Below are 12,950 nucleotides of genomic sequence, written 5' to 3'. Positions count from 1 at the left end.
AGGGACAATATGTTTGAAAATATGGCACAAGCCCAACGACTCTGCTCTTTTGGTTTAGACATACTCAAACGAATTTTTAGAATGAAATAGCCCTGCCCGCTACAAGATTACTATTTACAAAAGTCGTTAGTGCGCTAATGTTTATATATGTCCAACTTTTGTAAGATATCTTTTCCAGGAACTGATTACCCTCCCCTGACTCTGCAACTATATCAAAATTTGTCTGAACATCTCACGATTCAGAATTCACCTGTTTTGTTTGGCTGTCGGACTGGTATTTGTGGCACCTGTTTGGTTGAGGTTGTTGGTGATATTCCTCCTCCTAAACCTGATGAGCAGGAAATGTTGGAGACGTTAGCAGCTAATCATCCTCATGCGCGGCTAGCTTGTCAGGTTGATGTTACAGATAATGTTGAAATTCGCAGGAATATTGGCTTCTGAGGTTGCCATAATTAAATACGATCGCTCTCACCCACTATGCAATTTGCAGACTTTTGGTATATTGTCGCACTCAGCAACCAACTACAACCTAACAAGGTATTATCACGTAGCATTTTAGGAGAATGGTTAGCGATATTTCGCGGTGAAGATGGACAACCCGTAGCTTTGCGCGATCGCTGTTTACACCGCAATAGCCGTCTATCTACAGGTAAAATCTGTAATGGTGCTTTACAATGTCCCTATCATGGTTGGGTATATGACGGCGTTGGAAACGTTATTGCAGTTCCAGCCGAAGGAGATGATTTCAAACCTTCCCCACAGCGTCAAGCCAAGTGTTACGCTACCAAAGAACAAGATGGCTATGTTTATGTGCGGTTAGCTGATAGCGTTGATTTTGAACCCTTTTCTATGCCTCACTACGGACAAACCGGATGGGAGACGGTGCGGGTAATTAACCGTTTTGCTAACAATGTGACTAATTGTGCGGAGAACTTTATTGATATTCCCCATACGGCTTTTGTTCATCCTGGTGTTTTCCGTACTTCCCGCCAACAAAAGTTAGAGATGACTGTAGAACGCTGCAATGGTTCGGTTTTGGTGGAGTATCGCAACGAAAACAGTAATTTGGGATGGTACAGCCGTTTTCTGAATTTGCAGAATGCAGAGATTAAACATAGCGATCGCTTTTATATGCCAAATATTACCTCTGTAGAGTATAAAATGGCACGCACTCGCCATTTGTTCATTACTAGTCAATCTATTCCAGAAACCGATAATTCAACTCTGGTTTACACCGATGTCACCTATAACTACGGTATCTGGAATAAATTAGCGCGTCCCTTTGTGCGGTGGACTGCTCAACATATTATCCGCCAAGACGTGGAAATTTTGGGTATTCAAGGAGAAGCGATCGCTAAATACGGGACACAATTTTATAATACGCCTGCGGACACAATTCATATATTTGTAGAGTCAATTATAGCGGCTATATCTCGTGGCGAAGATCCGCGTTTATTGCCAAATCAATCAGTAGAAGTTACATTTTGGGTTTAAGAATAATTCCTAATTACCCCCCTTAATCCCCCCTTTACAAGGGGGGAGATCGGAAAATCCAGTTCCCTCCCCTTTATAAGGGGAGGGTTAGGGTGGGGTAAAACCCATGTTTAAAATCAGTGTGAGCAATCAAAAGTGGGAATACAAAACTTTTCACAACTAATAATTTTTGGCTCTTTTATCGGATTACTTGGTTGGACTATTAGCAATCAGGTTGGACGAACTCAATTGAAACTAAAAAGTACTGAAGATTGGTTGCTAGATGGTACAGGATTAACAATTCAAGGAATTTTGATTCCCTTACTACAAGCTACTTTAGTTTATTCGCTATATCAACATATATTACCTGTTCCCCAAGGAAGTTTAAAACTATCATTAATACCGACTTTTATTATCAGTTTTGTTGTAGTTGATTATTTATATTATTGGAACCATCGTTTATTACATACTAAATTATTCTGGAAAGTTCATCAAGTCCATCATACTGTTACCCAAATGGATGTATTAGGAACTTCTCGAAACACCCTTTGGACAAGTTTGTTAATTATTTATTTATGGATACACACCTTATTTATATATTTGTTAGCCGATCCCACAGGTTATTTACTTGGAGTCAGTCTAACTTCTGCCTTAGATTTATGGCGACATAGCCGCTTGATGATTCCTGCAAATACCAGGCTATATCAATTTTTATCTACTTGGTTAATCTTACCGCAGGATCATGCTTGGCATCATTGCAGCGAAATCCACAATTATAACTATGGGGCTAATCTGAAAATTTGGGATAAGTTACATGGAACATATTATGAAAGTGAAAAGTTGCCATCTATAATTGGAATTCCTATCTCATTGAACTTGTTCCAAAAACTTTTATTCCCATTTTCATGACAGTTATCAGTAAAATTCTTTCGTTTTTTCCCGCCTTTATCTTATTGCTAACTGGTGCAGCAATAATCTACCTCGCTTATTCACCCAATATCTTCAGTATTCTGGCGGTGTTTCTTTCTATTTATGGGCTACCAGTGCTAGCTTACCGCTTGCATGAATGGGTTTATCCTGTGCGCGAGGGTATTAGTTATCTACTAGGTGAAGAATATAATCCTTGGTGGGGTAGTCATCAAATCCAGGTAATTTATATTGCAATTCCGGTGTTGGAAGCAGTGCTGCGATTGATTCCGGGGGTGTTTTCTTGTTGGTTGCGATTGTGGGGTGCTAAAGTGGGGCGAGATGTATACTGGACAACAAGATTAGAGATTGCCGATCGCAGTTTGTTAGAAATTGGCGATCGCGTCGTTGTCGGGCATGGTGTCGGTATCTATTGCCACATCATTAAACCCCGCAAGCAAAATTTAATGCTGTATGTCAAAAAAGTCCAGATTGGCAGCAATGTTTTTGTGGGAGCCGGATCTAATCTTGCTCCCGGTGTAGTCGTTGCTGATGGTTCTTATTTACCAGCAGCCACCAGGCTTTATCCTAATCAAAAGGTGCAATAATGCGTCCGATTATTCAGCTTTTTGGGCAAATCCTCGCGCTAACTGCGAGGCGATTTTATCGAGCTTTGGATTACCCACAGTTAATGCAGACATCTGTAAAAAGGGAAATTTGCGATCGCTTAATCAAAAGCGAGTATGGTAAAACTTTGGGGATTCATTCTGTAGACGATTGGCAGCGTGTCCCAATTGTAGATTATGATGCACTCGAACCTTGGTTAAATCAGAAACAGCAGCAAATTGCCCTCACACCAGAACCCATTTTATTCTATGAAAAAACCTCCGGTAGTAGTGGGGCGGTAAAATGGATTCCTTATACTCAATCTTTGCGGCGATCGTTTAATCAAATGTTTTGTGTCTGGGCACACGATCTGATTGTACATGGCCCGAAATTTTCCACAGGCAAGATTTATGCTTGTATCTCGCCGCAATTAGATGTAGCTGATAATCAAAGTTTACAGAACGATTTAGATTACTTAGATGGCTGGTTGCGTTGGTTTTTGCGTCCTTGGTTGGTGATGCCAAATAAACTTAATCGGCTGCATGACGCGAACTTATTCAAACATCAATTGGCTTTGGCATTATTAGAAGCTGAAAAACTAGAAATTATCTCTATTTGGAGTCCTAGTTTTCTCCAAGTACATTTAAAATATATTCAAGAAAATCAGGATTTATTGCGAACAGAATTACACAATCGAATTTTACATCAACGGCTGCAACTCCTTAGCGAAAGTAATATTGCCTGGATGCAACTCTGGCCAAATTTGAAGCTGATTTCTTGCTGGGATAGTGCCAATGCAGCAGATCAAGCTCAGGGATTAAGAGCGCAGTTTCCAGGTGTATTAATTCAAGGTAAGGGACTACTAGCAACGGAAGCCCCAATAACGATTCCCTTGATTGTCGCTGGGGGATGTGTGCCGGTTCTTGATGAAGTTTTTTTCGAGTTCGAGGATGATACTGGTTCCTTGTATGGTTTGCATGAACTCAACACTGGCAAGGAATACACAGTTATTTTATCGCAGAAAGGGGGATTGTATCGTTATCGAATTGGCGATCGCATCCGCGTAACTCATTACTATCGCCACACTCCCTGTTTAGAGTTTCTCGGACGACATCAAGCTATTAGCGATTTGGTGGGTGAAAAGTTGCAAGAAACCTTTGTAAATAATGCTCTGACTCTATTGAATTTGCAAGAAACTAATTTTAAAAGTTTGATGCCAATTGCCGATCCTCCACACTATATTTTATTGCTAGATTCGGCAAAACAAACCCCAGAAATTATTGCCGAACAATTGGATCAAGCTCTATCAGAATCATATCATTACCAGAGAGCTAGAGCCATCGGTCAACTCGCACCACCAGAGGTTTTAATCTCTAATGAAATTCCTGAAATATTAGTTTCCCATCGTATCCATACTGGAAGTATTTGGGGAGGTATTAAACATCAAATTCTAGCAACATCACCCATTAGCAATGAACTTTTACAAAAATTGAACTTATAAATTGCCCAGAAATAGCTAATTCACAACGAAGCATTAACAAAAATAAGTTTAAAGTCTTGACATCAAGTAGAGGTAAATTAAGATTTTTGTTTTTTGAGATGAAGACATAAAGAAGGGGTGACGCGGAGAAATTATCAAATACTCTCTCCGCGTCCTTGCGTGCCTTTTAAGCAGTAGGTTTTGACAATTGGGCTAATTTATCTGTGTAAATTTCCACTGTGACTGGTGAATTTTGATGAGAAACGAGCGATCGCTTCACCTCACCCAAGTAAACTGGTACAGAAATCCCTGGTTCTGGGTGGATAATGGTACGGGCGCGAACTGTCAAGTTGTCGTCTTCACGTGTACCTGAACGACCATAAGAAAATAAATTACTAGCTGCTTGACGTAAAGTTGCTTCTAATTGTGTGGGTGTAATTTTGGACGATGTGGTAATAACTGCTTGTGTGGAGCCATTGTCATAAACTAGAGTGTACTTGCCTGCTCCTGGAATCACAGCCCGACTTAAGGGGACTATCGATAGTGCAAATAAACCACCCGTCAGCACCAGCATAAAGCCAGTTGTACCCACCAGCCGAAAGCGGATGCCCCATTTGAGAATAAAAGCTAAAGCTGTTAAGGCAGCGAATGCCAAGGTAGCTATACCTGACCATTGGGTGTAATGAAGAAAATTAGTTGTTGTGAGCATAAGGTAGGTTATGGATGCGTCTTTTTTCGTTACCGACACACCTATTTTACCGAGAGCTTACACCATAAGGTATTTGATTTGTGAGAATTGTAACCCGCAGACACCCCATTTATTTGAGAAGTCGTGTATCTTGTCGATCGCGAATAATTCAGGATTGCTATATTAATTACAAATTATATAGTACTAGTATTGCCGACAAGTAAAAGATTTATTTCCCTTATCTGAAGTTGAAACATATATCCTATATTCTGCGGGACAAATTTCAACTGAATTAGCTGTTCTAATTTGGATATCGTCTGCAATCTGACAACTTTGGAACTGTCCTTTTTCATCGAAAGATATGTAATTTTTTCCTCGGCAGGGAATATTGGATGTCTCTGAAAGAGAACTGAAAACTTGCACATTAGTATTTCGATCGAGTATACAAGTTAACAGCGAACCATTGGGATAATAAATCATATTACCTGCTTCACACTCAATTGCTGCTTTAGCAGGTAGAGGAAAAGCAAAGTTAATTGTCAATAACCCTAATGAAGAAGTGAAAAATGTAAAGCTTTGCAAGGATAATTTCATGAAGAAATTCTGGTTTTTTTACTAAGCTAAATATTTTTTGATTGTGTTTGACTAAATAAAAATAGTAAATATACAAAAGGGCATCTACAAGAGATGCCCGTCATGTAGGAAAACCCCAAAGGGTCGTCCCTACACCTTCCCAACAATCAGCAACAGTGACTAATTAGGTATTAGTCACACTCACAGACGTGAATATAGTAATCTTATTAACTTAAAACTCTAAATGTACCCCGTGCATACACTGAAAAATTTATAGCGGTTCTAAGTCGCGGTGACTGCGCTGCGATCGCCTGATACTTTAACACTTAAGAGATTGTGCATTTTCAGCAATACATACATGAATACACGTAAAAATGATAATTGATATATATTTCAACACTTTTGGGTATCACCATACAAATTTACGTTAGTTTAATAGCTTATCTAATTTTACAGATATTATCTATCCCACAACAATGGGGACATACACTATTAGATAAATTCCGCTATTTACCCTGAACTTCTTATGTGCTTGGTTTGATTGAAATTGTCCCGTGGTAGGGCTGCGCCCTGCACGCTATTTGTACCAGTTGCGTAAGTCCCGATCATTTTACGCAAATTTTGACACAGATTTAAACCCTAAAGGGTAGGGAGTACGTCAACACAGCAAATACCACGCTTGACAATTTTCCCTTATTCTTAACTTGTCATTAACGATCTGGGAATACTAAATCTACCAGAAATTGTGAGGATTTAGCTGTATGGTCAGTGCTGTTGCCAGTATTGTTGGATATCGCATCATTGAAGAACTCTACAGTGGTTCTAGAACCCAAGTTTATCGAGCAGTTAGAGAATCCGACTTAGCACCAGTAGCGATTAAACTACTGAAAAATCCTTATCCCAGCTTCCATGAACTCTTGTCGTTTCGCAATCAGTACACCATTGCGAAAAATCTCCATTCAGCTTCCATTATTCAAACCTATAGCCTCGAACCCTTCCAAAATGGCTATATCTTAGTTATGGAAGACTTTGGGGGAATTTCTCTCAATGATTATTTCGCTCAAAATCAAAGTGTCGCTTTTTTAAAAGAGTTTTTAGTAATAGCGATCGCTTTGTGCAATACCTTAGATATACTCTACCGCGAGCGCATCATTCATAAAGATATTAAACCAAGCAATATATTAATTAATCCCAAAAGCAAACAAGTTAAATTAATTGATTTTAGCATTGCATCTTTACTACCACGAGAAACCCAAACACTAGTCAATCCCAATGTTTTAGAAGGGACACTAGCTTATATATCTCCAGAACAAACAGGGAGAATGAATCGTGGAATTGATTATCGCACAGATTTCTATTCCCTCGGTGTCACTTTTTATGAATTACTTACAGGAGAATTACCCTTTCAAGCTAATGACCCAATGGAGTTGGTACATTCTCATTTGGCAAAACTCCCAGAAAAGTTAAGTAATCGGAAAACAGAACTTCCTTCAGTTCTGGGTGAGATTGTCATGAAATTGATGGCGAAAAATGCTGAAGATAGATATCAAAGTGTATTAGGATTAAAGTTTGATTTAGAGAATTGTTTACAGCAACTAGAAGCAACTGGTGAAATTAAATCCTTTGAAATTGCACAGCGTGATGTATGCGATCGCTTCCTCATTCCTGATAAAATCTATGGACGAGAAGCTGAAGTTCAAACTCTGCTGCAAGCATTTGATAGAGTAAGTCTTGGCGCAACCGAAATGATGCTGGTAGCGGGGTTTTCCGGAATTGGCAAAACAGCCGTTGTCAATGAAGTGCATAAACCGATTGTCAGACAACGCGGCTATTTTATCAAAGGCAAATATGACCAATTTCAACGCAACATTCCCTTCAGCGCTTTTGTGCAAGCATTCCGGGATTTAATAGAGCAATTATTAACAGAAAGTGATGTCCAAATTCAGCAATGGAAAACTAAAATATTAGAGGCTATTGGTGAAAATGGGCAGGTAATTATTGAAGTAATTCCCGAACTTTCAAGAATTATTGGCGAACAACTACCAGCGATAGAGTTATCAGGAACATCGGCAGAAAATCGCTTTAATTTATTATTCCAAAAATTTACGCAAGTCTTTACCAATGCATCACATCCCTTAGTAATATTTTTAGATGATTTGCAATGGGCAGATTCGGCATCGCTCAAGTTAATGCAGCTATTAATGGCTGATACAAGTCATCTTTTCATCATTGGTGCGTACCGTGATAACGAAGTCAATCCACACCATTCATTAATTCTGACTTTGAATGAAATTGCTAAATCACAAGCAAAGATTAATACGATTACTTTAGCACCACTAAGCCAAAAACAAGTAAATAAGTTAGTTGCTGACACACTGAAATGTTTAGAAGATGTAGCATGGCATCTTTCTATATTAATTTATAAAAAAACTAAAGGAAATCCATTTTTTGCTACACAGTTTCTCAAAGTATTGCATCAAGATGGATTAATTAAATTTGACTTTGAGTTAGGCTGTTGGCAATGCAATGTATCAGAAGTGACGGCTCAAGCAGTTACAGATGACGTTGTAACTTTTATGAGTTTGCAGCTGCAAAAATTACCGCGATCGACTCAAAATGTCTTGCAGTTAGCGGCTTGTATTGGGAACTCTTTTGATTTAGCAACTTTGGCGATTGTTTCGCAGCAATCAGAAATTGAGACGGCTGCGGCTTTATGGAAAGCTTTGCAAGAAGGGTTGATTTTACCAATTGGTGATGTTTATAAGTTTTATGTCGGGCAAGAAAATCAAGCACATACATCGGAAAATCAACTGATTGTTACATACAAATTCTTACATGACCGAATACAGCAAGCAGCTTATTCTCTGATCCGTGATGACCAAAAACAGACGACTCATTACCAAATCGGACAACTGCTGCTACAACAGATTTCTGCACAAGCAAGAGAAGATCGGATTTTTGAAATCGTCAATCAATTAAATTACGGTACGGCTTTAATTAGCAAACAAACTCAACGAGATGAACTAGCACAACTTAATCTGATTGCCTGTCGCAAAGCCAAAAATTCTACTGCCTATCAAGCAGCGCATGAATATGTCACAGTGGGATTGTGTTTGTTGGGAAGAAATACTTGGCAGCAGCAGTATGAGATGAGCCTCGCCTTGTATGAATTAGCGGCGGAAGTTGCAATGCTAAATGGTAACTTTGAGGTGATGGAACAGTTCATTTATACTGTTATTCAACAGGCACATTCGTTACTAGAAAAGGTTAATGTTTACTGCATTAGAATTCAATCGCATATTTCCCAAAGTAAATTGACTTCAGCGATCGCGATCGCCCAACCAGTCTTACAACAGCTTGGTGTCACCTTTCCCCAAACACCCATACCATCAGATATTCAACAGGAAATTCAAGAGATTGAGGAACTGATTGGAGATAGGCAAATTGCCGATCTGGTTAACTTGCCTGAGATGCGAGATGCCGAAAAACTCGCTATTCTTAAGATTGCCAATATCATCAGCCCAGCAGCTTACCTCACTGGTTCAGCGTTGTACCCATTGCTGAATACTTTGTCTGTTAAACTCTCGATTCAGTACGGTAACACATCGACTTCTAGTTTCGGCTACGCGAACTATGGCAATATTCTCTGCAATTTCTTACATACCATAGATAAAGGATCGCAGTTTGGTTCCCTGGCACTTCAGATTATCTTAAAACTCGATGCCAAAGCGAGTAAAACAGATGTTTTGATGATTTTGGGGATATTTATTGTACACCGCAAATCTCACATTAAAGAAACACTACCCTTGTTGCAAGAGGGTTATACCAGTGCCTTAGAATTTGGAAACCTGGTACTTGCTGGATATAATGGGCACACTTTTTGTCTCAACTCTTTTTGGTGCAGTCAACCCCTGGCTACCTTAGAGCAGGATATCTGCGCCTACTGCCATAGTTTGATGCAAATAAATCAATTGACAACCGCAAATTATTGTCGGATTTATTGGCAACCTGTTTTAAACCTGCTGGGTTTTGCAGAACATCCCACCCTTTTGTCTGGAAAAGCCCTTGAAGAAATAGAATTTCTCCAGCAGCTACAATCTGCCAATGATGGATATGGATTGTATATTTTCCATTTATATAAATTAATGCTTTGTTTCTTGTTTGGAGAAATAGAGCTAGCAAAAAATCATGCTATTGAAGTCAGGCGCTATTTTATGGCTGGTGCAGGATTAGTCAGCGAACCAGTATTTTATCTTTATGATTCGCTGCTGACTTTGGCACAATTTAATCCACAGTTAGATCGAACATCAGCAGCATTGCAGAGTGTAACAGAAAACCAAACCAAGTTAGAGCAATGGGCGCATCATGCACCCATGAATTACCAGCATAAGGTGGATTTGGTAGAGGCAGAAAAATACCGGGTATTAGGCAAGAATTATGAAGCAGGGGATTATTACGATCGCTCTATTTCTTTTGCTAAAGCCAACGGCTACCTGCAAGAAGAAGCCTTAGCTAACGAACTGGCGGCTAAATTCTATCTTTACTGGGGTAAAGCAAAAGTTGCCGCAGGCTATATGCAAGAAGCTTACTATTGTTACGCAAAATGGGGTGCAAAAGCCAAAGTTGCCGATTTAGAAAAATGCTATCCCCAACTACTTACGCCCATATTACAGCAAACTCGCTCGACCCTCTCAATTAACGAAACCATCATCTCCTTGGGGACTGTCACCTCCACCAGTGGAGCCACTTCTAGCACCAGTGTCTCAGATACTCTAGATTTAAAAGCGATTCTCAAAGCTTCCCACACGATCTCCAGTGAAATCGAACTGGAAAAATTGCTTGCATCGTTACTGAGAATCCTCATCGAAAATGCGGGGGCTGATAAATGTGTATTAATGCTGTTACGCGACGATCGCTTGTTAATTAAAGGATCGATGTCCCAGGGAACAAAGCCAGTTGTATTGCCCAGAACTCCTGTTGAAGATAGTCAAGATATTCCCCACAAACTAATTTACAAAGTCAAGCACAGCAATCAAACTATTGTCCTGATGGATGCGACAGTAGATCCGCTTTTAGCCAATGACCCGTACATTGTGCGTCAACAGCCTCAAAGTATCTTGTGTAGCCCGATTTTGCATCAAGGCAAGTTGATGGGGATTTTGTACCTGGAAAACAGTTTAGTAACCGGAGCCTTCACGAGCGATCGCGTCGAACTCCTCAATCTACTTTGCGCTCAAGCCGCAATTTCCTTGGAAAATGCGCGACTTTATGAGCAAGCCCAACAAATGCTAGCAGAACTGAGTGCCAGCAAAGCCCGCTTTCAAAAGCTGGCGGATAATCTTCCTGGCATAATTTACCAGCTTTGCCTCACTCCCGATGGTTCTGTTTCAATTCCCTACGTTAGTCCGGGCTGCGCGGCTCTATATGAAGTGCCACCTGAAGATTTCTTGGCAGGCATCACAGATTTTCGGATGCTGGAGCATCCAGATGATCGCTCAACCCTCACCCAAGCGTTCATTCATTCTGCCGAGACTCTCGCGGCTTTTGAGCAGGAATGGCGCATTATTACGACCTCTGGCACTGTGAAATGGGTGCAGGCGGCATCACGACCGGAACGGCAAGCCGACGGTTCGATCGTTTGGGATGGCGTGATGATGGATATTAGCGAACGCAAACAAGCAGAATTTGCCTTGCAACAAGCGCAATTACAAATAATTCAAAGTGAGAAAATGTCTGCTTTGGGTAACTTAGTTGCGGGTGTCGCTCACGAAATGAATAATCCCTTGGGTTTTATTGCTGCCAGTCTTAAACAAGCTAAACCCAACTTTAATGATATTGTGGAACACTTAAAACTCTACCAAGAAACTTGCTCCGACCAAAGTGAAAAAATTTTAGACCATGCCCAAGAAATTGACTTGGAATATAGCTTAGAAGACTTGCCTAAAATGCTTGATTCCATGACAATGGCGTGTGACAGGCTCAAAAATATCAGCACTAGTTTACGTACTTTCTCTCGTGCTGATAAAGATTACAAAGTGCCGTTTAACATTCATGAAGGCATTGATAGCACTATTCTTATTCTCAAACATCGTCTCAAAGCTAACGAACAACGTCCGGCAATTGAAGTCTTGAATCACTACGGTAATTTCCCACAAATAGAGTGTTTTCCTGGGCAATTAAACCAGGTATTTATGAATATTCTCGCTAATGCTATTGACGCATTGGAAGAGTCGAATCTTGGACGAAATTTTGAAGAAATCAAAGCTCAACCCAACAGAATTAGCGTTACAACTTCACTAGAAAATAATCTAGTTAAAATCGCCATAGCTGATAATGGTAAGGGCATAACTGAATCAGTTAAACAGAGAATATTCGACCATTTATTTACTACGAAAGCTGTAGAAAAAGGAACGGGATTAGGGTTGGCGATCGCCCGTCAAATCGTCGAAGAAACTCACGGTGGAAAACTAAGTTGTAAATCTGTTCTGGGTGAAGGAACAGAATTTTTAATTGAAATTAAAGTGTAAACAAAAATACTATATTCAAGGAATTTAGTGTTAAAGTTTTTTGTAAATTTTGCCTCCGACTGTTTTGCTGTATTGGTAATGGTAGTGCCTCTCTCTGCCAGTCAATAATCCTCACTTGTTTCTGATGTAGTAACCACACCAACATCTTTATGGTGATTAGCTGTGCTTTATTTAGGTATTTTTCTAAGAAGTTTTGGTATAATGATGCCAGCATTATAACGACGGTCTGAAGTCGCAGTTTTGCTCCAACTACAACAGAAATGGTTGATAAACTAATATCAGTTGTACTCGACTTAATAAATCCTCAACATTTAAGAAACTGGTTCGCTAATTGCCGCTACTGTACCTCCTAACAGCCGGAACTGCTGTATCTAATTTTACAAATATTATCTATCCCACAACAATGGGGACATACGCTATTATATAAATTCCGCTATTTACAATCTTGTTATGTGTCATAAAATCAGTTATATTCATTGGTTTGAAGAGATAATATCATGTTGACTATTTTAGGCTTTTTAGAGTTAGTGTAACTAGGAATGTAAAGTTTTATATCAGGATTCAACATTTCTGCTCTAAAACGTAATACTACACCACCTTGGGAGTGAGTTGATTCGCCTTCTTTTAAAGTAGAATCTTCATACTCAAATCCAACCACTTCGACTGAGTAATTGGCGCACTACTAGAAATATAGTCA

The 12,950-nt window shown here is 39.7% G+C and carries 8 protein-coding genes and 2 pseudogenes; 8 read left to right on the top strand and 2 right to left on the bottom strand.

Going from position 1 to position 12,950, the window contains the following annotated elements; translation table 11 throughout:
* The first annotated feature begins 147 nt into the window (after positions 1-147).
* The 5 genes from V7K55_RS27395 (at position 148) to V7K55_RS27375 (ending at position 4,486) form a co-directional block, all read left to right on the top strand.
* A complete protein-coding gene (locus V7K55_RS27395; protein WP_334805160.1) occupies positions 148-441 on the top strand; it encodes a 2Fe-2S iron-sulfur cluster binding domain-containing protein in 294 nt (97 codons plus the stop codon).
* Positions 442-477: 36 nt separating this feature from the next.
* Entirely contained in the window at positions 478-1,494 is a 1,017-nt protein-coding gene (locus V7K55_RS27390; protein ID WP_334836528.1) for an aromatic ring-hydroxylating dioxygenase subunit alpha, read from the top strand.
* 135 nt (positions 1,495-1,629) lie between these two features.
* Entirely contained in the window at positions 1,630-2,382 is a 753-nt protein-coding gene (locus tag V7K55_RS27385) for a sterol desaturase family protein (protein WP_334836526.1), read from the top strand.
* Positions 2,379-2,987: an acyltransferase gene (locus V7K55_RS27380; protein WP_334836524.1), complete on the top strand. Its 609-nt coding sequence runs from the start codon at positions 2,379-2,381 to the stop codon at positions 2,985-2,987. The genes V7K55_RS27385 and V7K55_RS27380 overlap by 4 nt, the downstream gene beginning before the upstream one ends.
* Positions 2,987-4,486, top strand: a complete 1,500-nt coding sequence (locus tag V7K55_RS27375; RefSeq protein ID WP_334836522.1) for a GH3 family domain-containing protein — start codon at positions 2,987-2,989, stop codon at positions 4,484-4,486. The genes V7K55_RS27380 and V7K55_RS27375 overlap by 1 nt, the downstream gene beginning before the upstream one ends.
* A gap of 166 nt (positions 4,487-4,652) precedes the next feature.
* On the opposite strand, the gene V7K55_RS27370 is transcribed toward V7K55_RS27375, so the two are convergent.
* Positions 4,653-5,174 (bottom strand): Ycf51 family protein, encoded by a 522-nt coding sequence (locus tag V7K55_RS27370; protein ID WP_334836520.1) that lies wholly within the window; start codon positions 5,172-5,174, stop codon positions 4,653-4,655.
* Between the two features lie 183 nt (positions 5,175-5,357).
* Positions 5,358-5,747, bottom strand: coding sequence for a hypothetical protein (locus tag V7K55_RS27365; RefSeq protein WP_334836518.1), 390 nt, complete (start codon positions 5,745-5,747; stop codon positions 5,358-5,360).
* Between the two features lie 384 nt (positions 5,748-6,131).
* Between V7K55_RS27365 and V7K55_RS27360 the strand changes: the two are divergent.
* The 3 genes and pseudogenes from V7K55_RS27360 to V7K55_RS27350 all read left to right on the top strand — a co-directional run.
* Positions 6,132-6,245: pseudogene (locus V7K55_RS27360) on the top strand (IS4 family transposase); the annotation flags it as partial.
* A gap of 242 nt (positions 6,246-6,487) precedes the next feature.
* Positions 6,488-12,253: a trifunctional serine/threonine-protein kinase/ATP-binding protein/sensor histidine kinase gene (locus V7K55_RS27355; RefSeq protein ID WP_334836516.1), complete on the top strand. Its 5,766-nt coding sequence runs from the start codon at positions 6,488-6,490 to the stop codon at positions 12,251-12,253.
* A 362-nt stretch (positions 12,254-12,615) separates the two neighbouring features.
* Positions 12,616-12,757 (top strand): annotated as a pseudogene (locus V7K55_RS27350) (IS4 family transposase); the annotation flags it as partial.
* Positions 12,758-12,950 lie beyond the last annotated feature (193 nt).

The organism is Nostoc sp., assembly GCF_036919895.1.
In the GTDB taxonomy this organism is placed as follows: Bacteria; Cyanobacteriota; Cyanobacteriia; order Cyanobacteriales; family Nostocaceae; genus Nostoc.
The sequence above is the reverse complement of the archived record's forward strand: the minus strand, read 5'-3'. Positions and strand labels throughout refer to the sequence as shown.

What these genes read in the sequence shown, in the direction of transcription:
- V7K55_RS27370 (WP_334836520.1), bottom strand. Translation starts at nt 5,174, where the DNA reads ATGCTCACAACAACTAATTTTCTTCATTACACCCAATGGTCAGGTATA.
- V7K55_RS27380 (WP_334836524.1), top strand. Translation starts at nt 2,379, where the DNA reads ATGACAGTTATCAGTAAAATTCTTTCGTTTTTTCCCGCCTTTATCTTA.
- V7K55_RS27375 (WP_334836522.1), top strand. Translation starts at nt 2,987, where the DNA reads ATGCGTCCGATTATTCAGCTTTTTGGGCAAATCCTCGCGCTAACTGCG.
- V7K55_RS27355 (WP_334836516.1), top strand. Translation starts at nt 6,488, where the DNA reads ATGGTCAGTGCTGTTGCCAGTATTGTTGGATATCGCATCATTGAAGAA.
- V7K55_RS27390 (WP_334836528.1), top strand. Translation starts at nt 478, where the DNA reads ATGCAATTTGCAGACTTTTGGTATATTGTCGCACTCAGCAACCAACTA.
- V7K55_RS27395 (WP_334805160.1), top strand. Translation starts at nt 148, where the DNA reads ATGTCCAACTTTTGTAAGATATCTTTTCCAGGAACTGATTACCCTCCC.
- V7K55_RS27365 (WP_334836518.1), bottom strand. Translation starts at nt 5,747, where the DNA reads ATGAAATTATCCTTGCAAAGCTTTACATTTTTCACTTCTTCATTAGGG.